Below are 24,007 nucleotides of genomic sequence, written 5' to 3'. Positions count from 1 at the left end.
AACACCGCTACTCAGCCCTCGCCGTTCAGCTCCGTCAGCCGTTTGCGAGAGGAAGGGCGCAATGGTTTCTTCAGCCCGTGCGCGGCGAGCAGTTCGTCCAGCATCCGGCTGCACGCCACCGAGCAATGGCCGTAGCGCGGCAGTGTCAGCGAAAAGTCGTTCAGATAGTCGAATGCCGGGTTCTCCAGCACGCGCAAGCGGCCTTGCTCAACCCAGACCCGGGCGTAATGCTCTGGCAGGTAGCCGATATATTCGCCGGACAATATCAGAAACACCGTGCCTTCCATGTGGGCGGAGTCGGCGCGCGTTCTCAGCCCGTGCACGCCATCCAGCGGCGTGACGCCATAGGCCTTGCCGCGACCGATGATCTGGAAATCCAGCAAATCTGAAAAATCCGCCGGCGCGCCGGACAGCGCAAACACAGGATGATCCGGCGCCGCGTACAAACGTTGCCGCTCACCAAACAAGCGTCGATAACTGAGGCCGTCCATCTCCAGCTCGGACGAACAGATGCCCACATCCAGCCGGCCCTGCAATAACGCCGCTTCTATCTCGGTGGTTTCCATGATCGCCAGATTGATGGAAACCTTGGGGTAACGCAGGCTGAACTGGCGCAAGCCCTCCTGCAGGCAGCATTCGGGGTTGGTGGCGACCGTGTCGATGATGCCCATGCGGATATGGCCTACCGTGGCGTGGCCAATGCTTGCGGCCTCTTCCTCGAAAACCGCGATATGTCCCAGCAGCTTCAGCGTGGTGTCGTAAACCTGCCGCCCCTCTTCCGTCAGCGAGAAGCCTTTGCGGCCCCGTTCGCACAAGCGCATTCCCAGCCTGTCCTCGAGGTCGCCCATTTTGCCGCTGATCGCCGATTGCCCCATGCCCAAGCGGCTTTGCGCCGCCGAGAAGCCACCGTTTTCCACCACCGCGACAAATACCCGGAGCAGACGGATGTCGAAATTGTCCAGTCTCACATCAATCTCCTGAAAATCAGTATTTCATAATATTTGTCTGCGCGCGGCGGCTAGTGACGCGCATCAAAAAACCCTCCCTTAACGGGAGGGTGGCCAGTGCGCCCAAGTCCACGGTAATCAGAGCGTCAGTGTGCCGAAAGCAAGATCGTAGATAGCGTACAGCCCAGCGGCGACCACCGCGAAGACCAGCCAGCGCTCGCGCACGCTGAACACCTGCTGTTTCTGCTCCAGCCGCGCTTTGACGTAGAACAGCAGGCCCGGCGCGTAAAGAATCATGGAAAGGAACAGGTATTTGGGGCCGGCGGCGTACAGCAGCCACATCCCATACAGCGAAGCAATCACGGCAATCAGCTTGTCCTTGCCCACCGCAGCCTCGCCAGCCTGGTAACCGTCCCGGCGAGAAGCGATCAGCAGGGCATACAAGGCGCACAGCAGGTACGGGATCAGGATCATCGACGTAGCCAGCAGCAGCAAGGTCAGATAACCGGCATTGTTGAAATAGGTGATGACCAGGAAAAGCTGTACCAGGCCGTTGGTCAGCCACAGCGAATTGGCCGGCGCGCCATTGGCGTTGAGCTTGCCGAGGAAGGCCGGCATGGTGCCGTCCTTGCCTGCCAGATAAGGCACCTCGGCCGCCAGCAAGGTCCAGGCCAGCAAGGCCCCGCCCACGGAAATGATCAGGCCGGCATTCATCAGGGTGGCGCCCCATTCGCCGATGGCGGCCTTGAGCACGCCTGCGGTGGACGGGTTCTTCAAGGCAGCCAGTTCCGCTTGGGGCAGGATGCCCAGCGAGAGCAGCGTGACGGCAACAAACATCAGGATGGAAAGCGCGAAGCCGGTCATAGTGGCCTTGCCCACATCGGACATTTTCTCCGCGCGGCTGGAAAACACCGAGGCGCCTTCAATACCGATGAACACCCAAGTGGTTACCAGCATGGTGCTCTTGACCTGGTCTACCAGCGAGCCCAGCTCGGGACGACCCCAGAAATCGGTCCGGAAGGTATCGATGCGGAAAGCCATGGCCGCCAGCACCAGGAACATTGCCAGCGGAATCATCTTGGCCACCGTGGTTACGGTGTTGATGAAGGCCGCGCCTTGCACCCCGCGACAGATCAACGCGTGATAGCCCCACAGCAACAGCGACGCGCAAAGGATCGCCGGCAGCGTATTGCCGTCACCGAAGAATTGCAGGCCCTGGAACGAGCCCAGCGCGGAAAAGATCACCACGTAATACGACACATTGCCTATCCAGGCCGAAATCCAGTAGCCCCAGGCGGAGTTGAAGCCCATATAGGGGCCAAAGCCGGCCCGGGCATAGCCGTAAACCCCGCCCTCCACCTCCGGCTTGCGCAAGGCCAAAGTCTGGAAGACGAAGGCCAGCGTCAGCATGCCGAAGAAAGTGATGATCCAGCCGATGATGATGGCGCCTGCCCCGGCATGGGCGGCCATGTTTTGCGGCAATGAGAAAATGCCCGCGGCGATCAGCGCGCTGATCACCAGTGCGGTGAGTGCGCTCAGCTTCAGCTTTGGCGTGGGCATGGGCGCGTTTTGTGTAGCGTCGGTCATGATGGGGTTCCCCCTCGGAGACGATAAAAAGACGGGAAAGCGAGCGTTCGGGCGCTCAGTGCACGTATTCCTTGCGGACGTAATCCGAAGTCATGCACTGCAGGGTGCCGCCGTAACTCAGGGTGAAGTACACGGCGTCGCCAACCTGGTAGTTCAGGGCCGATTCGCTGACGTCGAGAATGAGGTGGTCGCTGCTGCCGCCGATGATGCGCACGCCGGGGTCCACGGCTTGCAGCTCGGCAAAATCGATGTCCTGCTTGCCGATCGCGCAGATCGCGCGCTGACGTATGCCGAAGTCTTCGAAAACGGGCTTGTTCCCGAATGCGTCCAGCGCGGTGGAGCCCGTCGGCACCGATGGTTTTTCCTTCAGCTCCACGATTTCCACCGCCAGCCGCACCGCATCCTGGCTGGTGCCGGGAATCGGCTCATCATTCAGCCCGATACCCAGAATCAGGGAAGCGCCCAGCCGCAGCTGATTGATGCCGACGGGCACGCCATGGCGCAACAGCAGCGGCAGCGCCGCCGAGCTGGCGCCGGACACCGTATGCAAGCCGATGCCAAGTTCGGCTTCGATGCGATGGGCAATGTCCACCAGCTGTTGCTGGTTTTCCGTTGTGGGTTCAACCCCGCCATAGCACGCCAGATTGGCCCCGACGCCCTCCAGCGCCAGCCCTGGCAGGCTGGCGGCAAGCCGCGCCAGCGCCACGGTATCGTCGGCATTGATGCAGCCTTCGCGCAGATCGCCCAGATCGTGCATCACGATCACCCGGTGCGTTCTGTTCAACGCCACCGCAGCAGCCGACAAGGCGCGCAGCGTGTGTTCTTCGGAATTGAGGGAGATGTCGGCGTATTTCACCGTGTCCAGCGCCCGGCTGATCTGGGGGATGCGCAGCAGCATTTTCTCTACCGGCAGATCGGCAATCTTTTCCAGGTTGTCTATGCGCGAGTCGCCAATGGTTTTGATGCCGCCCTCCAGCATCGCCGACGCGACATCGCGCGATCCGCAGGCCAGCTTGATGATGCCCACCGGATTGATATGAGAAGACTGGCACAGATCCACCATCGCAGAGGCATTGCCGGCAATGGTGGGTAAATCCACGAACAGGCAGGGAAGAGTGTTCGACATGGGCGATCCCTTTCATCCAGCGGCTGCAATGGCCGCGTTGCAATTGACTTGGGGATCAATATAAGAAAAAGCTGATTACGGAATAAATGGCAAAGTCCGGATGCTTACATCCGGAATTGCTGATGTATCCGGCAAGGAGCATGCCGGAAAACGGGACAGACACTCAGCGCCGTCACAGGATGGTTGGCCGAAGGGCCTGCGCTCGCAGCATGAGGGGGATGCAGCGGGCGCAAAAGCCGCCGGGGGCAAGACAAAATCGCCGCTTGAGGGGGGGGCGCGAACAGGGTGGCGGTATTCACCTGCCCTGTTTGAGCCATGGCTTGCAGGCAGGGCTGATGACAGCTTGCAACAAGAGAGCGGCTGGCCCGGGCCAGCCAGACGATACGCAGCGTTGCGCTCCAAAATGGCATGCAGGCCAATGCGCGACAAGGCCAAAAACTCACCGGCCCCAAACCGTTATCGGCAACCCAGCACCGCCAAGCGCTGCTGCGCGAACAGCTGGCACTCCTGCTGCAACCACTGGCAAAACAACTGTACCCGCTTGTCTTCTGGTCGCGGGCTGCGCAGCACGTAACGGGCAGGCGCGGCCACCACGGCAGGAAATACCCGCTGCAAACGGCCGGACTCCAGCAAATCCAGCACCTGAGCGCTACGCGCCATGGCCACACCCTGATGATTCAGCGCCGCAGCCTGCGCCAGACTGGCCAGGTTGCATTCCACCTCCTGCCAGGCAGCAACCTGAAACTGGCAATCCGGCGGCGCAAGCTCCTCCCAGCGCCGCCACTCGGCAAAAGCCGGCGCGCCGTCCCAGGCGGCGGTGTCATGCAGGCGGGTCAGACTGGCATGTGCGTCGCGCGCGGGATGCGCCGCCAGAAAGTCAGGACTGGCCACGGGCAACAAGTATTCTTCCAGCACAGGCACACCAGGCAGTTCGGCATCGTCGTCCGGGTCGTAACGGATGCTGATGTCCACACCTGCCGCCAGCATGTCCTGCCGCCGCATGCGGTGAAACTCGGCCCGGAGCCGGACCGCCAGCGCCGGGTAGCGGCGCTGGAAATCCGCCAGTCTGGGCATCAGCCAGTCCAGCGCAAAGGACGGCGCGCAGCTTATCTGCAATACCTGCTCTTCGGCCGCCAGTTGCCGCAAGGTGCTTTCAATATCCTGCAAGGCTGCGCTCACGCAGCGATACAGTCGCTCGCCTTGCACGGTAAGCTGCAGGCGACGGTGCTGGCGCAGAAACAGCGCATAACCGAGACGCTGCTCCAACTGCCGTATCTGCTGGCTGACCGCGCTCTGGGTGAGGTGCAACTCGGCGGCGGCGGCGGTAAAACTGAGCAAACGGGCCGCTGCATTGAAGCAACGCAGACTGGCCAGGATGGGGGTATCCAACATTTTTGCATAAGCCTGGCTAATGAAAGCAGTAGCAAGTATCGCTTTTTACGCTCAGGAATGCAGCCCTAAAATGCCTGCATATTGTCATCTTCGGAGTTAGCCCCATGTCTTCGCTTCTACCGCCCGCCCTATTAGCCGTACTACAAGCACGCCAGCCTCAGTTGTGGCTGAACCCGGAACTGGGCAGCCCGCTGCCCGCTACCGCCCCCACGCCGCAGGCAGTCGCCGAGGCCGAAATGCGCCTGCAAGGCTGCGCCGGCCTGCTGGCTGACTTGTTTGCCGAGCTGGCGACGCAGCAGGGACAGATAGAATCGCCGCTGCTTGAAGCCGACGCCCTGCACTCGGCTTTGGGACTGGATGCCGCGGCAGGCCGCACCCTGCTCAAGTGCGACCATGCGCTGCCGGTGGCCGGCTCAATCAAGGCGCGCGGCGGATTTCACGAAGTGCTGGCTCATGCCGAAGCGCTGGCTCTGCAGCATGGTTTGCTGCAGCCGCAGGATGATCGCCGCTTGCTGGCCAACCCCGCCGCCCGCGCCCTGTTTGCCAGACATCGGGTGCTGGTGGGCAGCACCGGCAATCTGGGCCTGAGCATCGGCATCATGGCCGCGGCGCTGGGCTTTCAGGCGGTGGTGCACATGTCGGTGGACGCCAAGGCATGGAAGAAGGACAGGCTGCGCCAACGCGGCGTTTGCGTGGTGGAACACGAGGGAGATTACGCAGCTGCCGTAGCCGCGGGCAGGCTGGCGGCGCAAGCGGATGCGGCCAGCTATTTTGTTGACGACGAACACTCGTTGCCGCTGTTTCTGGGCTATGCCGCCGCCGCCCGGCCGCTGGCCGCGCAACTGGCTGCCAGCGCTATCAAAGTGGATGCCGGACATCCGCTGTTTGTCTATCTGCCCAGCGGCGTCGGAGGAGCGCCAGGCGGTATCTGTCACGGCCTGAAGCAGCTGTTTGGCCCTCATGCACATTGCTTCTTTGCCGAGCCGGTGGCCTCCCCTTGCATGCTAGTGCAGCTGGCCAGCGGCAGCGACGAGCCGCTTTCGGTCTACGATATCGGCTTGGACAACCGCACCGAGGCGGATGGTCTGGCTGTCGGCCAGGCCTCGCCCTTGGTGGCCCCGCTGATGCGCGGCCAGCTCAGCGGTATTTTTACCGTGACCGACGATGCGCTGTTCCGTCAGCGCCTGCAGGTAGAGCAACGCTGCGGCATGGCGCTGGAGCCTTCGGCTGCGGCAGCCGTGGCCGGACCTGCCTGGTTGTGCGGCAGCACCGAGGGCCAGGCCTATCTGGCGGCCCACAGTCTGCAACAACATCTGCCCAACAGCCATCACCTGATCTGGACCACCGGCGGCTCGCTGGTGCCCGCACAGGAACACCAGCAGTTCCGTCAGCGCGGCCTTTTACTGCAAGGCTGAGCCGGCGGCAAACTGCAAGGCGGCCAGTCGGGCGTACAGCGGCGAATCGTGCAGCAATTGTTCGTGCCGCCCTTGCGCCACAATGCGCCCGCCTTCCAGCACCACGATGCGATCGGCCTCTTTCACTGTTGCCAGGCGATGCGCAATCACCAGCGTGGTGCGATTGTGCGCGGCGCGCTCCAGCGCCTGCTGCACCAGTTGTTCGGACTCGGCGTCCAGCGCGCTGGTGGCTTCGTCCAGCAGCAGGATAGGCGGGTTTTTCAGAATGGCGCGGGCAATGGCGATGCGCTGGCGCTGGCCGCCGGATAGACGTACGCCGCGCTCGCCCAGATAGGTGGCATAGCCTTGCGGCAAGGCCAGAATGAAATCGTCCGCCGCGGCAGCACGCGCGGCGGCGTAGACTTCCTCGTCAGTCGCGTCCGGCCTGCCGTAGCGGATGTTCTCCAGCGCGCTGCTGCCAAAAATCACCGAGTCCTGCAGCACCACGCCGATATGCTGGCGCAAATCGGCCAGCGCCAGTTGGCGGATATCAATGCCGCCCAATGTGATCTGCCCCTGTTGCGGGTCGTAAAAGCGCAGCAGCAACTGGAACAGCGTCGACTTGCCGGCGCCGGACGGCCCGACCAGCGCCACATGCTCGCCCGGCGCCAGCTCCAGATCGATATGGCTGAGCGAGGGCTGCTCCGCGCGCGACGGATAAGCAAAACTCACCTGCTGCAAACGCAGCCTGCCGGCCTTCGGCAAACCATGCGGCTCGGACGGCTCAATCACCGGCGAGGACAAGGCCAGCAACTCCATCAGCCGTTCAGTGGCGCCGGCGGCGCGTTGCACATCGCCCCACACCTCGGCCACCGCGCCGATGGCGCCGGCGGTCACCACCGCATAAAGAATGAACTGCGCCAGCAGGCCGCCGCTCATTTGCCCGGCCAGGACCTGCTGCGCGCCCAGCCACAGGACAAACACGATGGCGCCGAAGATTAGCATGATCACCGCCACGGTCAGCAGCGAGCGGGCCCGGATACGCGCCAGCGCCGTGGCAAAACTCAATTCCACCGAGTCGACAAAACGACTGGCTTCCTGCGCCTGCTGATTGAAAGCCTGCACGGTGGGAATAGCGTTGAGCACCTCGCCGGCCATGGCGCTGGAATCGGCAATACGGTCCTGGCTGGACTTGGACAGCGCGCGCACCCGCCGGCCAAACAGCACAATGGGCAACACCACCAGCAAGAGCGTCACCAGGATGTAGCCAGTCAGGCTGGGACTGGTCATGGCCAGCATCACCAGCCCGCCCAGCATCAGCAACACATTGCGCAGGCCCATGGACAGACTGGTGCCAATCACCGTTTGCACCAGCGTGGTATCCGTGGTGAGGCGCGACAACACCTCGCCGGTCTGGGTGGTTTCAAAATACTGCGGGCTCATGCTGATGACGTGCCGGTACACCGCACTGCGCACATCGGCCGTCACTCGCTCGCCCAGCCAGGACACCAGATAGAAGCGCCCGGCGGTGGCCAGCGCCAGCACCACAGCCACGCCGAACAGCATGAGGAAATAGCGATTGATATGGCCGGCGTTGCTGCTGGAAAAACCTTGGTCGATCAGCGCCCGGAAGGCCATCGGCAGTACCAGCGTGGCGGCCGCGGCCACGGTAAGCGCCAGCAGGGCCAACCAGGCGCGACGGCGATAAGGGCGCATGAAGGGAAGCAGCCCCAACAAGGGACTGATGCGTTGCAATAGAGGGCGGGCAGGCGTAGCGGAGGACATGAACAGACCGGTAGAAGGCAAGGCTGTCAGGCTACACCATGCCACCACCCGCTGCCATTCGGGCTGGTGCCTCGTCGGCCCGACAAAGAGCAATTCAAGCGGCCGCCATCAGCCAGATGCGGCAATCATGGCCTGTACCATTTGGCAAACAGCCTGATCAAGCAATCTGTGCATTGACCCGCGCAAAGTGGAGAAAGTATGATTCATATCAAACTTTCAGAAATTCCTGAAAATTGAGGAAGTCATGAATACTACTCCCCTGGTGCAGTCCTTTGTTTCCCACTTTGGTGAAATGGGCAGTCGTTGGGGCATCAATCGCACCGTTGGCCAGATTTATGCCCTGCTGTTTGTTTCTGAAAAGCCGCTCAACGCCGATGAGATTGCCGAAAGCCTCAGTTTCTCCCGCTCCAACGTCAGCATGGGATTGAAAGAGCTGGAGTCTTGGCGGTTGGTCAAGATGCAGCATTATCCCGGCGACCGGCGCGAATACTTCTCCACGCCCGACGATGTGTGGGCCATCTTCAAAACGTTGGCCGAAGAGCGCAAGAAACGCGAGGTGGAACCCACCCTCACCATGCTGCGCGCCGCGATGATGGAAAAACCGGGCAGCGATGCCGAGCGTCATGCCCAGGCCCGTATGAGCGAGATGTACCAGTTGATCGAGCTGGTCACGACCTGGTTCTCCGACATCCAGCACATGGATGTGGAAACCCTGCAGCGGCTGATGAGGCTCGGCTCACAGGTGCAGAAAGTACTTCAATTCACCCAGTCGCTGAGCAAGCTGACCGGGCGCGACAGCGAACGGGAGTAAACATCATGGAACTGGATGCCCTGGCGCTGGCGCGCGCCCAGTTTGCCGCCAATATCAGCTTTCACATTCTGTTTCCCAGCATCAACATTGCCTTGGCCTGGGTACTGCTGTTCTTCAAGCTGCGCTACCTGCGCACCGGTCGTCAGGCATGGATGGATGCTTACGGCTTTTGGGTGAAGATATTTGCCCTGTCCTTTGCGCTGGGGGTCGTCAGCGGGGTCACCATGAGTTTCCAGTTCGGCACCAACTGGCCGGGCTACATGCAAACCGTGGGCAATATCGCCGGCCCCTTGCTGGCTTATGAAATCCTCACCGCCTTTTTCCTGGAGGCGGGTTTTCTCGGCATCATGCTGTTTGGCCGCGCGCGGGTATCGGAACGGGTGCACACCCTGGCCACCTTGCTGGTGGCCTTTGGCAATACCCTGTCCGCTTTCTGGATCATTGCCCTTAACTCCTGGATGCAAACCCCCGCCGGCTTCACGATGCGGGACGGACGCGCCCACGTCACAGACTGGCTGCAAGTGATCTTTAATCCGTCCATGCCCTACCGACTGACCCACATGCTGCTGGCCTCGGGCCTGACCGTGGCGTTTCTGATAGCGGGCCTGTCGGCGTACAGGCTGCTGAAAGCGGACCGCAGCGAAGGCAATACGACGGCCCTGAAAACCGGCGTCTGGCTCGCCGCCCTGCTGATTCCGCTGCAAATCCTGGCGGGCGACGCCCATGGCCTCAACACCATGGAACACCAGCCGGCCAAGCTGGCCGCTATTGAAGGAGTCTGGCAGACCGAGCGCGGCGCGCCCTTGCTGCTGTTTGCGTTGCCCAACGCCGATAGCCGGTCCAATGATTACGCGCTGGGCATCCCGCGCCTGGCCAGCCTGATCATCAAGCACGATCCGGATGGAGAAATCCGCGGGCTGAACGAATTTGCCCAGCACCCGCCTGTCGCCAAGGTGTTCTGGAGCTTTCGCGTGATGGTGGGCGTTGGCGTGCTGATGCTGATGGCCTCCTGGCTGGCCGCCTGGCAGCTGCGCCGCAAGCCGGCCGCAGCGCTGGATCGCCGGCTGCTTTACTTGCTGGCGGGCATGACCTTTGCCGGCTGGGTGGCCACGCTGGCCGGCTGGTACGTCACCGAAATCGGCCGTCAGCCCTGGCTGGTGACCGGCGTGCTGACCACCGCCCAAGCGGCCGGAGCCGCCACCACCGGCATGGTGGCGGGTTCGCTGCTGACTTATCTGGCCTTGTACGCCGGCTTGCTGCTGGCCTACATCTCGGTGTTGTTCCATTTGGCCGGCAAGGCCGCCAGCCATACCGATCAAAAGTTAGCTCTACAGGAGGTGCAAGCATGAATGCCGCATGGTGGTTGCCCGTTGTCTTTGCCGGCCTGATGGGGCTGGCCATGCTGGTGTACGTGGTGCTGGACGGCTTTGATCTGGGAGTGGGCCTGCTGCTGCCTCTGGCCGACGATGCGGGCAAGGACCGCATGGTGGCCAGCATCGGCCCGTTCTGGGATGCCAATGAAACCTGGCTGGTGCTGGGGGCGGGCCTGATGCTGGTGGCCTTCCCGATGGCGCATGGCGTGGTGTTTGGCGCCTTGTATGTCCCGGTGCTGCTGATGCTGGTGGGTTTGATCCTGCGCGGCGTGGCCTTCGATTTCCGCGTCAAGGCCCGCGACCCGCACCGGCCATGGTGGAATGCCGTTTTCGCCCTGGGTTCGCTGCTCGCCTCCCTGGCTCAGGGGGTGATGCTTGGCCGCTATCTGACAGGGTTTGCCGAAGGCGCCCTGCCCTGGCTGTTCGCCTTGCTGGTGGGGGTTGGATTGTCCGCCGCCTACGCCCTGCTTGGCGCATGCTGGCTGATCATGAAAACCGAGGGCTCCTTGCAGGCGCAGGCCATCGGCTGGGCGCGGCGCAGCGTGCCGGGCGCCGGCCTTGCCGTCTTGCTGGTTTCCGTGGTGACGCCGCTGGCCAACCCGGCGATCGCCGACAAATGGTTTGCCCTGCCCCAGCTGTTTTTGCTGCTGCCATTGCCCTTGTGCACGCTGGCGCTGTTTGTCTTGCAGTTGCTGTTGCTGCCCCGGCTGGCGCGCCGTCAGGCAGCAGGCAGGGACAACTACTGCTGGCTGCCCTTCGCCGCCACGGTTGGCATGGTGCTACTGGCGTTCTGGGGCTTGGCCTACAGTGTATTTCCGCAAGTCATCCCGGGCCGCATGGATATCTGGCAGGCGGCCAGCGACCCGGAAGCGCTATGGATCATGCTGTGGGGTGCGTTGCTGGTACTGCCTTGCATCATCGGCTACACCGCATTTTCCTACCGCGTGTTCTGGGGAAAAACTCGCGACCTGAGCTACCAGTAGTCAATGTGAAGGGGCCGGGAAACGGGAAGGCGGCGGGATCAATCAATAAGTCGAAGGGCCCGGCTTTGCCGGGCTCCGCGCCATGCCCCGATAACTTCGTCAGTAGCCTGGCCGCTCCATTGAGCGGCTTTTTCATGCGCAACAATCCCGCCACGGATTACACTCCCCGCGCCACCTCGCCCCGGTCATCACCGTTTTTGCCCAGCCCGCCGCCGCCGCACCGGCTCAAGCCGGCTGCTGCCGCCCCTGAGCGCGTGCTACCCTGTCGCGTCACTGTCAGAAAGCCTGCGCATGCACACCCCGCCCAACCTCGCCGATTACGATCACGTCCGCCAGCTGGCCATGCGCAGCCTGTTCCAGCACATGGACGACACCTATCAGGGTACGGTGATCGTGGATGGTCAAGCGCGCATTGTCTGGATCAACGCCCGCTACGCCGAGCGTTTCGGCTATGCGGACCCGGCGCTGGCGCTGGGTCAGCCGGTGGAAAAGGTGATACCCAACAGCCTGCTGCGCGACGTGCTCAACAGCGGCAAGCCCACCTTGCTGGACATCATGCAAACCGGCTCGGACCAGTTGGTGGTAACGCGCCTGCCCTTGAAGGACGACAGCGGACGCACCGTGGGCGCCATAGGTTTTGCGCTGTTTGACCACATCCAGTCGCTGGCGCCGCTGGTAGCCAAGTTCACCCGGCTGGCGGAAGAACTAGCCGCCACGCGCGAATCGCTGGCTCAGGCGCGACGGGCCAAATACAGCTTTGACGATTTTGTCGGTCATAGCGCCGCCATCAGCGAGGTAAAGCGTCAGGCCCAGCGCGCGGCGCCGCTGGAAGGCGCCGTGCTGCTGCTGGGTGAAACCGGCACCGGCAAGGAGGTGCTGGCCCACGCCATCCACATGGCCTCGGCGCGCGCCGACAAGCCTCTGGTCAGCCTGAACATGGCCGCCATTCCGGACACCCTACTGGAAGCGGAATTGTTTGGAGCCAGCGCCGGCGCCTATACCGGCATGGACAAGAAAGGTCGCGTGGGCAAACTGCAGCTGGCCGACGGCGGTACGCTGTTTCTGGATGAAATCGGCGACCTGCCGCTAGCGCTGCAGGCCAAGCTGTTGCGCGTCTTGCAGGACAAGGAGTTTGAAGCGCTGGGCTCCAACAAGATGCAGCGCGCCGATATCCGCATCATCGCCGCCACCTCCGCCCGACTGGAGGAAAAAGTCGCCAATGGCAGCTTTCGCGCCGACCTCTACTACCGGCTGAACGTACTCACCATCCATCTGCCGCCGCTGCGCGAACACAAGCAGGACTTGCCGGCGCTGAGCGCCGCCTTGCTGGAGCAGTTGCAGCGCCACGGCTATATCCAGCGCACCCGGCTGGACGACAGCGCCTTGAGCCGGCTGGCCGCCTATGACTGGCCGGGCAATGTGCGCGAGCTGCGCAACATCCTGGAACGCGCCAGCATGCTGGGTCACGGCGGCGTTTTGAGCGCGGCCGATATCGACGCCCTGCTCGGCCCGCAAGCGCTGGCGACAGACGCGCCTTCGGCCAACCTGGATTACCAGACGCAATTGCAGGACTTTGAGCGCCAGCTGTTCCAGCGGGCGCTGCGCGAGGCGGACGGCCATGTGCCCACAGCGGCGCAGCGCCTCGGCATGGGCCGGGCTACCTTGTACAAACGGCTGGCCGCGCTGGGCATCAGCGCGCGCTAAGCCTTGGCAAGCCCGCCAGCCACCCTTCCAGGCACCGCAGTCTCCAATCAGAGACTTCGTCTCCGAATTGAGACTTCCACCGCAAACCCGAGCCAGACAAGGCTTTGATGCCATCACGGCCAGCAATCCGTCTCCATTCAGAGACAAGCCACTCTCCTGGCCGCCAGCAAAACCCGCCAAACCATTGAATTAAAACAATTACTCTAACTGGCACGCTTTCTGCTGAATGCTCTCCCACGGTGCCGTCTGGCCCGATACAAGGCCAAGCGCCGCATAACGATAGAGGAGATACGCCATGAGTTTCATCGTGGTTTTGTTGGCATTGTTTTTCCTGATGCTGGCCGCCTACCGCGGCTACAGCGTCATCCTGATGGCCCCGCTGGCCGCGCTGGGCGCGGTGCTGCTGACCGAGCCCTCGGCCGTGGCCCCGGTGTTCAGCGGGGTGTTCATGGAAAAGATGGTGGGCTTCGTCAAACTGTATTTCCCGGTGTTTTTGCTGGGCTCGCTGTTTGGCAAGCTGGTGGAATTGTCCGGCTATTCCAAATCCATCGTAGCGGCGGTGATTCGCTTCATCGGTGAGAAGCGCGCCATGGCGGTGATCGTGGCGGTGTGCGCGCTGCTGACCTACGGCGGCGTATCGCTGTTTGTGGTGGTGTTTGCGGTTTATCCCTTCGCCGCCGAGCTGTTCCGCCAGAGCAACATCCCCAAGCGCCTGATTCCAGGCACGGTGGCGCTGGGCGCGTTCTCCTTCACCATGGATGCGCTGCCGGGCACGCCGCAGATCCAGAACATCATCCCCACCACCTTCTTCAAAACCACCGCCTGGGCCGCGCCCGCGCTGGGTATTGTTGGCGCGGTGTTCATCATCATCGTCGGCTTGAGCTATCTGGAATGGCGTCGGCGCACGCTGATGGCGCGCGGCGAAGGCTACGGCACCGACCTGCGCAACGAGCCGGAGCACGTGGACACCAGTCACCTGCCCTCGCCCTGGCTTGCCATCGCGCCGCTGCTGCTCATCGGCGTGGCCAACTTTGCCTTCACCAAGCTGATTCCAGAGTGGTACGGCGTGAGCCATGAACTCAAGCTGGCCGGCATGACCAAGCCGGTCACCACGCAGATTTCCACCGTCACCGCCATCTGGTCGGTGGAAGCCGCGCTGCTGCTGGGCATCCTGTTTGTGGGGCTGACCGCCTGGCCGCGCATCAAGGAAAGGTTTGCCGAAGGCAGCAAGGGCGCGATCGCCGGCGCCATGCTGGCGGCCATGAACACCGCGTCCGAATACGGTTTCGGCGCTGTCATCGCCGCGCTGCCGGGCTTCATGATCATCGGCCACGCGCTGCAGAGCATTCCCAACCCGCTGGTCAACGCCGCCGTCACCGTCAGTACGCTGGCCGGCGTCACCGGCTCTGCCTCTGGCGGCATGAGCATTGCGCTGGCGGCCATGGGCGAGCAATTCATCGCCGCCTGCCAGCATGCCGGCATCCCGCTGGAAGTGCTGCACCGTATTGTGGCCATGGCCAGCGGCGGCATGGACACCTTGCCGCACAACGGCGCGGTGATCACCTTGCTGGCGGTCACCGGCTTGAGCCATCGCGAGGCCTACCGCGACATTTTTGCCGTCACCGTCATCAAGACGCTGGCCGTGTTTGCGGTAATCGCCGTCTTCTATCTCACCGGGCTGGTATAAGCCGCGCCTCGGTATTGACTCACCCAGCGCCCCTCGCCGGGGCGCCAGACAGGACTGACCCCATGACCACACTTGCAGGAAAAACCGCGCTGGTGACCGGCTCCACCAGCGGCATCGGCCTGGGCATCGCCACCGAGCTGGCGCGCGCCGGCGCCGACATCGTGCTCAACGGCTTTGGCGACGCCGAACACGCGCTGGCGCAAATTCGCGCCCTGGGCGTGCAGGCCTGGCACCACGGGGCCGATCTGTCGCGCCCCGACGACACGGCGGAAATGTGCCGGTTTGCCGAAGGACTCAAGGACGGCGTGGACATTCTGGTCAACAACGCCGGCATCCAGCATGTGTCTCCGGTGGAGAGCTTCCCGCCCGAGCAATGGGACAAAGTGCTGGCCATCAACCTCAGCGCCGTATTCCACACCACCCGCCTGCTGCTGCCGGGCATGCGGACCCGCAGCTGGGGCCGCATCGTCAACATTGCCTCCACTCACGGACTGGTGGCCTCGGCCGGCAAGTCAGCCTATGTGGCGGCCAAGCACGGCGTAGTGGGCTTGACCAAGAGCGTGGCGCTGGAAACCGCGGCCAGCGGCGTTACCTGCAACGCCATTTGTCCGGGCTGGGTGCTGACGCCGCTGGTAGCGCAGCAAATCGTCAAACGCGCCGAAGAACAAGGCATCAGCCATCAAGCGGCGCAAGCGGCGCTGCTGGCGGAAAAACAACCGTCCGGCCAGTTTGTCACCCCGCAGCAACTGGGCGCGCTGGCGGTCTTCCTCTGCAGCCCGGCCGGCGACGAAGTGCGCGGCGCGGCCTGGGCGATGGACGGGGGCTGGACCGCGCAGTAAGGCCCGCGCGCCCTGATCCGGCCTTGCGCCTTCCCGCCGCGCTTCACAACTGCCAGCGTCGGCGCCTTGGCTCAGGGTATGCATAAGGTTTTGCCGGCCGCCCTTGGCGTCGCCAAGCACTAGCCGCCCGGACCGGCGGCAGACAGATTCCGAAGGAGAAACCCGATGAACAAGCTTTACCCGGACGCACACAGCGCGCTGCTGGATATCGTGGCCAACGGCCAGACCGTCGCTGTGGGCGGCTTTGGCCTGTGCGGCATTCCCGAAGCGCTGATCGGCGCGCTGCGCGACAGCGGCGTGAACAATCTGACCGCTATTTCCAACAATGCCGGCGTGGACGGCTTCGGCCTGGGCCAACTGCTGGAAACCCGCCAGATCCGCAAGATGGTGTCGTCCTATGTGGGCGAGAACAAAGAATTTGAGCGCCAGTACCTGAGCGGCGAGCTGGAGCTGGAATTTACCCCGCAAGGCACGCTGGCGGAAAAACTGCGCGCTGGCGGCAGCGGCATTCCGGCCTTCTTCACCCGCACCGGCTACGGCACGGTGATTGCCGAAGGCAAGGAAGTGCGCGAATTCAACGGTCATCCGCACATCCTCGAGCAAGCGCTGACAGCGGACATCTCGCTGGTAAAAGCCTGGAAGGCGGACCGTGCCGGCAATCTGGTGTACCGCCGCACCGCGCGCAACTTCAACCCCAATGTGGCCATGGCCGGCCGCATCACGGTGGCGGAAGTGGAGGAAATCGTGGAAAACGGCGAGCTGGACCCGGACGCCATCCATACCCCCGGCATCTTCGTGCATCGCCTGGTAGTGAACAGCCAACCCGAAAAACGCATCGAACAGCGCACCGTGCGCGCCGCCAAGGAGGCATGACATGGCCTGGACCCGTGACGAAATGGCGGCCCGCGCCGCGCAGGAACTGCAGGACGGTTTCTATGTGAATCTGGGCATCGGCCTGCCCACGCTGGTGGCCAACCACGTGCCGGCCGGCATGGAAGTCTGGCTGCAATCTGAAAACGGCCTGCTGGGCATCGGCCCCTTTCCGGAGGACCAGACCGTGGACGCCGACCTCATCAATGCCGGCAAGCAGACCATCACCACCCTGCCCGGCTCGGCCATTTTCAGTTCGGCCGACTCCTTCGGCATGATTCGCGGCGGCAAGATCAATCTGGCCATTCTGGGCGCCATGCAAGTAAGCGAGCACGGCGATCTGGCCAACTGGATGATTCCCGGCAAAATGGTGAAAGGCATGGGCGGCGCGATGGATCTGGTGGCCGGCGTAGGCAAGGTGGTGGTGCTGATGGAGCACAGTGCGCGTCGCAAGGACGGCGGCCGCGAAGCCAAGCTGCTGCCCCACTGCACCCTGCCGCTGACCGGTGTGGGCGTGGTGAGCCTGGTGATTACCGATCTTGGCGTGTTGCGCGTGGGCGAGCAGGGCTTCGAGCTGCTGGAACTGGCGCCGGGCGTCAGCCTGACCAACATCCAGGAGCAAACCGCCGCGCCCTTGCGCGTACCCGCCCATCTGCGGGAAACAGAAGCAGTTTGAGCGCAAGCAACACGCCTGAGCACCATTTAGTTTTAATTCAAACCAGTATGGACGCGTCATGACGGCTGGCATACACTCGGGCCATCCCCAGTTGGCCAGCCGTTTTCATGATCAAAGACCTGAAGCGCCGCCTGTTGCCCGAAGGCAAATGGCGGGTAGACATACCCCGCGAGCAGTGGCCTGCTTTCGAGACCTATGTGCGGCGTTATCACGGACGCTTCCTGCTGGCGGTGAACCTCATTGGCGCGCTGGCGTTTTTCTCCTACGTCATCGCCGACGCCCTGCTGATCCCCGACATGGCCTGGGCCTCGCTGTGCGTGCGGGCCGTATTGCTGGGCGTCGCCTGCATCGACATCTGGCTGGTATTTCGCCGCCACAGCCCGGCCAGCATCCTGCTGAAAGACCAGCTGATGCCCATCCACGACATCATTGCCAGCGTGGCCTGGTTCGAGCTGCTCAAGCGCAGCCATTCACCGGCGGTGCCCACCTTTCTCTACGCGTCCATCATCTTCGTGGTGTTCGTCAACATGGGCATGCGTGTAAGCTTCCGCGGTGCGGTGTTCCACTCTCTGGCCATCAGCGCGGTGATCATGGTCAACCTGGCCCTGATGAACCCGCACGATTCGCAGCCGCTGCTGGTGTTCGCGCTGGTGTATCTGCCGGTGCTGCTGTTTTGCTTCTTCATCAGCTGGACCAATATTTCCAATGTGCGGCGCGGTTTTCTCGCCTCGCAAGCAGACAACCGGCGCAAGAAGGAACTGTCCGCGCTCAACCACAAACTGGAATTGCTGGCCACCACCGACGCCCTCACCCGCATCGGCAACCGCCGTTCATTCGATAGCCAGTTGCAGGAATACTGGGCGCTGATGCGCAGCCACGGCCGCCCTTTCGCCCTGCTGCTGGCCGACATCGACTACTTCAAACCGTATAACGATCACTACGGCCATCAGGCTGGCGACCACTGCCTGGCCGCCGTGGCCGCCAGCCTGTCCGGCAGCCTGCGCAGCGGGCAGGCCATGTGCTTCCGCTACGGCGGCGAGGAATTCGCCATCCTGCTGCAAGTGACGGACCAGCAAGACCTGAACCACGTGGCGGCACGGCTGGTGGAACAGGTGGGCCACTTGCCGCTGGCGCACGATCACCGCCCGGACCAACTGGGCCGCGTCACCATCAGCATCGGCGCCGCGCTATCCTCCCTGCCTGGCCTTGCCGATGCAGATGCTCTGCTCAACTGCTGCGACCGCATGCTCTACCAGGCCAAAGTGGAAGGCCGGCATCGCGCGCGGGTGGCGGCTAATCCCAACGCGGCCTTCTGCCACTAGCGCCCATCCTGCAACAACGTTGGCCGAAGCGTTCCACACCCCCAGCCCGCGCGTATAGTGCTCCAAGCCGCCCAGCCGGCGCCGATGCGCGCGCCAGCGCCACTGCCGGCCATGTGGCCCACCACGGACTCAGCGCGGCGGAAGCCAGCTGTCTTGCAGAAACAGCCCCACAAAGAAGGGCGTGAGGAATTTTTCAGGGCAACAGGACAGGTCGTACACGTCCGGGTTGAACAGCCAGTTACAGATCAGGCCGAAAATCATGGCGTGCAGCGAAGCCGCCGCGCTGACCGGGTCCACTTCCGGGCGCAACAGGCCGGCCGAGTCGGCCTCCGCCAGCACTTGCCGCATATTGCCGAGCTTTTCCTGCAGCCAGCAGCGATCCATCACGTGCGACTGCTCCATCTCGCCCACGTACTCGCAACGCAGGTTGATGATGCCGATGACGCGCGCGATGCGTGGTTCGTCCATCACCAGCCTCAGCACGCCATTGCTGTGCCGCCACAGGCGCTGCGCCGGGTTGAGGCCGGGCGTGCAGGCGGGGTTCATCAGCTCCGCCATCATGTGTTCGAACGGGGGAAACGCCCGGTCGCACATGCCGTTGAACAGGTCGACCTTGTTGTCGAAGTGCCAGTAGAGCGCGCCGCGCGTCAAGCCGGCGTGCCGGGCGATGTCTTCCAGCGAGGTGCGGATCACGCCGCGCTCCCAGAACAACTGCTCGGCGGCGTCCAGCAATTGGCAGCGGGTTTTTTCCGCTTCTTCTTTGGTCTTGCGAGCCATACTCTCCACCATGGAAATACGGTCCGGGCCACTGGCCCGGACCGTGTCCGTTGTCATCACTTGCCTTGGGCGAACGCCGGGCTCTGCCGGCCCGGTTGCGCCCGGTATCAATCAGCGACGCCGATCAACCCGCCGTCTTCGCAGCGTCTTGTTGCAACGGCTGCCAACCACCGCCCAGCACCTTGTACAGCGTTACCCGGTTGGCCGCCTGGCTCAGCCGCGCGGCAATCAGGCTCTGCCGGGCGGAATACAGGCTGCGCTGCGCGGTGAGCAGCGACAGGTAGCTGTCCACCCCCACGCGGTAGCGCGCTTCAGACAGTTTGACGCTGGTTTCGCTGGACGCCACCAGGGCCTGTTGCGCTTGCAACTGGGTGTCGATGGTGCCGCGCACGGCCAGCGCGTCCGCCACTTCGCGGAAGGCGGTCTGTACCGATTTTTCGTACTGCGCCACCGAGATGTCCTTTGCCACCTTGGCCGCGTCCAGATTGGCGCTGAGGCTGCCGGCGTTGAAGATGGGCAGGTTCACCGACGGGCTGAAGCTCCAACTGCCGGAGCCGGCCTTGAACAACTCGGTCAGGTCCTTGCTGGCGGAGCCCGCGCTGGCAGTCAGGCTGATGCTGGGAAAGAACCTGGCCCGGGCCGCGCCGATATTGGCATTGGCGGCTTTCAGGCTGTGTTCGGCCGCCAGGATGTCCGGGCGGCGCTCCAGCAAATCGGACGGCAAGCCGCTGGGCACATCAGCCAGACGGGCCTGCCCTTCCAGCGTGGCGCCTTTCTGCAAATCGGCCGGCAGCGGCCCACCCAAGAGCAAGGCCAGTGCGTTTTCATCCTGCGCCACTTGCGCGGTGTAACTGGCTGCCTCGGCGCGGGCGGATTGTACCAGCGTCTCCGCTTCGCTCACGTCCAGCGCGGTGGCCGCGCCGATGTCCAGCTTGCGCTGGGTCAGCGCCAATGTTTCCTGCTGCGAGCTCAGCGTGGCCCGGGACACTTGCAGGCGTTCGCTATCCGCCAGCAGGGTCAGCCAGGCGTTGGCCACTTCCGCCACCAGCGTGATCTGCGTGCCGCGGCGGGTTTCTTCCAGGCTGAAATAATTCTCCAGCGCCTGCGACTTCAAGCTGGAGAGGCGACCGAACAGATCCAGTTCGTATGCGCTGAAACCCAGGCCGGCGCTATAGCTGTGGCTTATGCTGGCCTGGCCGGTGCCGTTGGCGGCGCCGGATACCCGCTGGCTGCTGCCGGACACGCTGGCGTTGACCGAAGGGAACAGGCTGGCGCGCTGGATCTGATACTGCGCGCGGGCAGACTCGATATTGAGCGCCGCCACGCGCAGGTCGCGGTTGTTTTCCAACGCCAGCCGGATCAGCCGACGCATTTTGTCATCGACGAAAAATGCTTCCCAGCCGATATCGGCCGCGGCTTTGCCTTCGGCCTTCGGCAAACCCTGATAGGCCTCGCCGCTTGGCCACTGCGCCGCCACCGGCGCGGCGGGACGCTGGTAGGCGGGGATCAGCGAGCAGGCGGACAACGCCGCCGACACGGCCCCGGCCAGACACAGTTTGGTGAATACGGACATTACAGCTCCTCCGAAACGGCGGCTTGCGGCTGCGCGCTCTTGCCCGGCTTGGCCGGGAAGCGGCTGCGGATCACCACAAAGAACACGGGCACCAGGAAAATGGCCAGCACGGTGGCGGAAATCATGCCGCCCATCACGCCGGTACCAATGGCGTTCTGGCTGCCGGAGCCCGCCCCATGGGCGATCACCAGCGGCAGAATGCCGAGGATGAAAGCCATCGAGGTCATCAGGATGGGACGCAAGCGCATGCGCACGGCTTCCATGGTGGCTTCGATCAGGCCCATGCCGTGCTCCTGCTGCTCCTTGGCGAACTCCACGATCAAAATGGCGTTTTTCGCCGACAGGCCGATGGTGGTCAACAGACCCACCTGGAAGTACACGTCGTTGGACAGACCGCGCACGCCTGCCGCCATCAGTGCGCCGATGACGCCCAGCGGCACCACCATCATCACCGAGAACGGGATGGACCAGCTCTCGTACAGTGCAGCCAGGCAAAGGAAGACGATCAGCAGCGAAATGGCGTACAGCGCCGGCGCTTGCGAGCCGGACAGACGTTCTTCATAGGACAAGCCGGTCCATTCGTAGCCGATGCCCGCCGGCAATTGCTGAATCAGCTTTTCCACCTCGGCCATGGCCACGCCGGTACTGACGCCCGGCGCCGGCGAACCGACGATTTCCACCGAAGACTGGCCGTTATAGCGTTCCAAGCGCGGCGAACCGTAACTCCAGCGCGAACTGGACAACGAGGACAGCGGCACCATGTTGCCGGTGGCGTTGCGCACATACCAGTTGCCCATGTCTTCGGGCGACATGCGGTAGTCCGCATCCCCCTGCACGTACACCTTCTTCACCCGGCCGCGGTCGAGGAAGTCGTTGACGTAAGAGGAACCGATGGCGGTGGACAGGGTGTTGTTCACATCGGAGATGGCCACGCCCAGCGCATTGGCTTTTTCATGGTCCACGTCGTAATTGAACTGCGGGTTGTCGCTCAGGCCATTGGGGCGCACCGCCACCAGTTTGGGGTTCTTGGCCGCCATGCCCAGCAGCTGGTTGCGCGCCGCCATCAGCTTGTCGTGCCCCAGGCCCGCACGGTCTTGCAACTGCAGGTCGAAACCGGACACATTGCCCAGCTCCATCACCGCTGGCGGCGCAAAGGCAAAGGCCATCGCGTCGCGAAACTGGCTGAACGCGCCCATGGCGCGGCCGGCCACGGCTTTCACGCTGAGATCGGGCCGGTTGCGTTCGTCCCAGGGCTTGAGCTGCACAAAACCCAGACCCATGTTCTGGCCGCTGCCGGCAAAGCTAAAGCCGGACACGGTGAACAGCGAGGATACCGCCGGGTCGTTGAGGAAATGCTTCTGCACCTGCTGCAAGACGGCATCGGTACGCTCGCGCGAGGCGCCCGGCGGCAATTGCACCTGGGTAAACAGAATGCCCTGGTCCTCATCCGGCAGGAAGGACGTGGGCAAGCGCATGAACATCACCGCCATCGCAGCGATGATCACCAGATAGATCACCATGTAGCGGCCGGTCTTTTTCAGCATGCGGCCCACTACGCCTTGATAGCGTTCGCTGCTGCTGTCGAAAAGGCGGTTGAAGCGGCCGAAGAAACCGCTGTGCTCATGGCCATGCGCATGGCCCTTTTCCACCGGTTTGAGCAACGTGGCGCACAAGGCCGGGGTGAGGATAAGCGCCACCAGTACCGACAGCACCATGGAAGACACTACGGTGATGGAAAACTGGCGATAAATCACACCGGTAGAGCCGCCGAAGAAAGCCATCGGCACAAATACCGCCGACAGCACCAGCGCGATGCCGATCAGCGCGCCGGTGATCTGGCCCATGGATTTGCGCGTGGCCTCGCGCGGCGACAAGCCCTCCTCGCCCATCACCCGCTCCACGTTTTCCACCACCACAATGGCGTCATCCACCAAGAGGCCGATGGCCAGCACCAGGCCGAACATGGTGAGGGTGTTGATGGAAAAACCAGTGGCCGCCATCACGCCGAAAGTACCCAGTAGCACCACCGGCACTGCAATGGTGGGAATTAGTGTGGCTCGGAAGTTCTGCAAAAACAGATACATCACCAGGAACACCAGCCCCACCGCCTCCACCAGGGTTTTCACCACTTCTTCAATGGAGATTTTCACAAACGGCGTGGTGTCGTACGGGTAGACCGCCTTCACGCCCTTGGGGAAGTAGGCCGACAGTTCTTTCACTTTGTCGCGCACCGCTTGCGCGGTATCCAGCGCATTGGCGCCGCTGGCCAGTTTGATGGCCACGCCGGTAGCCGGCTTGCCATTGAACAGCGCGTTGGTGCGGTAGGTTTCCGCGCCCAGCTCGATGCGGGCCACGTCGCGCAGCAGCACGCGAGAGCCGTCCGTGTTCACCTTCAACAGGATCTTGCCGAACTGCTCCGGGCTGGACAGACGGGTTTGCGCCACGATGGTGGCGTTGAGCTGCTGACCCGGCTTGGCTGGCAAGCCGCCCAACTGCCCGGCCGACACTTGCGCGTTTTGCGAGGAAATGGCGCTGGTCACGTCAGAGGTGGTCAGGCTGTAGCTGTGCAGCTTGTTCGGGTCCAGCCACACGCGCATGGCGTATTGCGAACCGAACAGCGTCACCTCGCCCACGCCGCTGACGCGGCTCAGGGTGTCCTGCAGATTGCTGGCCACATAGTCGCCGAGGTCGGTGCCGTTCATGCTGCCGTCTTCGGAAACAAAGCCCACCACCATCAGGAAGTTGCGCGCCGACTTGGTAACGGTAATGCCCTGCTGCTGCACGGTGGTCGGCAGCACGGACATGGCCGATTGCAGCTTGTTCTGCACCTGCACCTGCGCGATGTCCGGGTTGGTGCCCGCATCAAAAGTCAGGGTTACGGTAACCGCGCCGTTGTCGTCGCTGGTGGAAGACATATAGCGCAGATGGTCGATGCCCTGCATCTTCTGCTCGATGACCTGTGTCACGCTGTCTTCCACCGTCTTGGCGGAAGCGCCCGGATAGGTGGCATTGATGGCCACTTGCGGCGGCGCGATGGCCGGGTATTGCGAAACGGGCAGCGTCCGGATGGACAGCAGGCCCGCCAGCATGATCACGATGGCGATCACCCAGGCGAAAATCGGCCGGTCAATAAAGAATCTAGACATTCACATATCCCCGTA

Annotated in this window: 18 protein-coding genes; 10 read left to right on the top strand and 8 right to left on the bottom strand. The window is 63.1% G+C overall.

What is annotated here, in order from left to right; all coding sequences use genetic code 11:
* Positions 1-11 precede the first annotated feature (11 nt).
* From Q0P52_RS04580 to Q0P52_RS04565, 4 genes are all read right to left on the bottom strand, one after another.
* Positions 12-968: a LysR family transcriptional regulator gene (locus tag Q0P52_RS04580; protein WP_293764977.1), complete on the bottom strand. Its 957-nt coding sequence runs from the start codon at positions 966-968 to the stop codon at positions 12-14.
* Between the two features lie 117 nt (positions 969-1,085).
* Positions 1,086-2,534, bottom strand: coding sequence for an arginine-ornithine antiporter (gene arcD / locus Q0P52_RS04575; protein ID WP_293764979.1), 1,449 nt, complete (start codon positions 2,532-2,534; stop codon positions 1,086-1,088).
* A 55-nt stretch (positions 2,535-2,589) separates the two neighbouring features.
* Positions 2,590-3,660, bottom strand: coding sequence for an alanine/ornithine racemase family PLP-dependent enzyme (locus Q0P52_RS04570; RefSeq protein ID WP_293764981.1), 1,071 nt, complete (start codon positions 3,658-3,660; stop codon positions 2,590-2,592).
* A gap of 456 nt (positions 3,661-4,116) precedes the next feature.
* Entirely contained in the window at positions 4,117-5,052 is a 936-nt protein-coding gene (locus Q0P52_RS04565) for a LysR substrate-binding domain-containing protein (protein WP_293764983.1), read from the bottom strand.
* A 104-nt stretch (positions 5,053-5,156) separates the two neighbouring features.
* Here Q0P52_RS04565 and Q0P52_RS04560 point away from each other — a divergent pair, with 104 nt between their 5' ends.
* Entirely contained in the window at positions 5,157-6,467 is a 1,311-nt protein-coding gene (locus tag Q0P52_RS04560; RefSeq protein ID WP_293764984.1) for a D-serine ammonia-lyase, read from the top strand.
* Here the strand turns inward: Q0P52_RS04560 and Q0P52_RS04555 are convergent.
* On the bottom strand, positions 6,453-8,231 hold the full coding sequence (locus Q0P52_RS04555; protein ID WP_293764986.1) for an ABC transporter transmembrane domain-containing protein: 1,779 nt from the start codon (positions 8,229-8,231) through the stop codon (positions 6,453-6,455). The two genes, Q0P52_RS04560 and Q0P52_RS04555, sit on opposite strands and share 15 nt — an antisense overlap.
* A 244-nt stretch (positions 8,232-8,475) precedes the next feature.
* Between Q0P52_RS04555 and Q0P52_RS04550 the strand changes: the two genes are divergently transcribed.
* The 9 genes from Q0P52_RS04550 (at position 8,476) to Q0P52_RS04510 (ending at position 18,496) form a co-directional block, all read left to right on the top strand.
* Positions 8,476-9,042, top strand: a complete 567-nt coding sequence (locus Q0P52_RS04550) for a GbsR/MarR family transcriptional regulator (RefSeq protein ID WP_293764988.1) — start codon at positions 8,476-8,478, stop codon at positions 9,040-9,042.
* Positions 9,043-9,047: 5 nt separating this feature from the next.
* On the top strand, positions 9,048-10,391 hold the full coding sequence (locus Q0P52_RS04545; RefSeq protein WP_293764990.1) for a cytochrome ubiquinol oxidase subunit I: 1,344 nt from the start codon (positions 9,048-9,050) through the stop codon (positions 10,389-10,391).
* Positions 10,388-11,398 carry a cytochrome d ubiquinol oxidase subunit II gene (locus Q0P52_RS04540; RefSeq protein WP_293764992.1) on the top strand — a complete coding sequence of 337 codons (1,011 nt, stop codon included), beginning with the start codon at positions 10,388-10,390 and terminating at the stop codon, positions 11,396-11,398. Before Q0P52_RS04545 ends, Q0P52_RS04540 begins: the two co-directional genes overlap by 4 nt.
* Before the next feature lie 291 nt (positions 11,399-11,689).
* The gene (locus Q0P52_RS04535) at positions 11,690-13,102 is read left to right on the top strand and encodes a sigma 54-interacting transcriptional regulator (protein ID WP_293764994.1); all 1,413 of its coding nucleotides are present in this window, start codon (positions 11,690-11,692) and stop codon (positions 13,100-13,102) included.
* Positions 13,103-13,397: 295 nt separating this feature from the next.
* Positions 13,398-14,789 carry a GntP family permease gene (locus Q0P52_RS04530; RefSeq protein ID WP_293764995.1) on the top strand — a complete coding sequence of 464 codons (1,392 nt, stop codon included), beginning with the start codon at positions 13,398-13,400 and terminating at the stop codon, positions 14,787-14,789.
* Between the two features lie 62 nt (positions 14,790-14,851).
* Positions 14,852-15,628: a 3-hydroxybutyrate dehydrogenase gene (locus tag Q0P52_RS04525; protein WP_293764997.1), complete on the top strand. Its 777-nt coding sequence runs from the start codon at positions 14,852-14,854 to the stop codon at positions 15,626-15,628.
* A 165-nt stretch (positions 15,629-15,793) separates the two neighbouring features.
* Entirely contained in the window at positions 15,794-16,501 is a 708-nt protein-coding gene (locus tag Q0P52_RS04520; RefSeq protein ID WP_293764999.1) for a CoA transferase subunit A, read from the top strand.
* Position 16,502: 1 nt separating this feature from the next.
* A complete protein-coding gene (locus Q0P52_RS04515; protein WP_293765000.1) occupies positions 16,503-17,174 on the top strand; it encodes a 3-oxoacid CoA-transferase subunit B in 672 nt (223 codons plus the stop codon).
* 107 nt (positions 17,175-17,281) lie between these two features.
* On the top strand, positions 17,282-18,496 hold the full coding sequence (locus Q0P52_RS04510) for a GGDEF domain-containing protein (RefSeq protein WP_293765001.1): 1,215 nt from the start codon (positions 17,282-17,284) through the stop codon (positions 18,494-18,496).
* A 129-nt stretch (positions 18,497-18,625) separates the two neighbouring features.
* Here Q0P52_RS04510 and Q0P52_RS04505 read toward each other — a convergent pair whose 3' ends face one another.
* The 3 genes from Q0P52_RS04505 to Q0P52_RS04495 form a co-directional block, all read right to left on the bottom strand.
* A complete protein-coding gene (locus Q0P52_RS04505; protein ID WP_293765003.1) occupies positions 18,626-19,330 on the bottom strand; it encodes a TetR family transcriptional regulator in 705 nt (234 codons plus the stop codon).
* Between the two features lie 67 nt (positions 19,331-19,397).
* Positions 19,398-20,846, bottom strand: coding sequence for an AdeC/AdeK/OprM family multidrug efflux complex outer membrane factor (adeC, locus tag Q0P52_RS04500; protein WP_293765005.1), 1,449 nt, complete (start codon positions 20,844-20,846; stop codon positions 19,398-19,400).
* Positions 20,846-23,992 carry an efflux RND transporter permease subunit gene (locus Q0P52_RS04495; RefSeq protein WP_293765007.1) on the bottom strand — a complete coding sequence of 1,049 codons (3,147 nt, stop codon included), beginning with the start codon at positions 23,990-23,992 and terminating at the stop codon, positions 20,846-20,848. Before Q0P52_RS04495 ends, adeC begins: the two co-directional genes overlap by 1 nt.
* Positions 23,993-24,007 lie beyond the last annotated feature (15 nt).

Origin of the sequence: uncultured Aquitalea sp., from assembly GCF_945957525.1 — a bacterium.
Taxonomy (GTDB): Bacteria; Pseudomonadota; Gammaproteobacteria; order Burkholderiales; family Chromobacteriaceae; genus Aquitalea.
The sequence above is the reverse complement of the archived record's forward strand: the minus strand, read 5'-3'. Positions and strand labels throughout refer to the sequence as shown.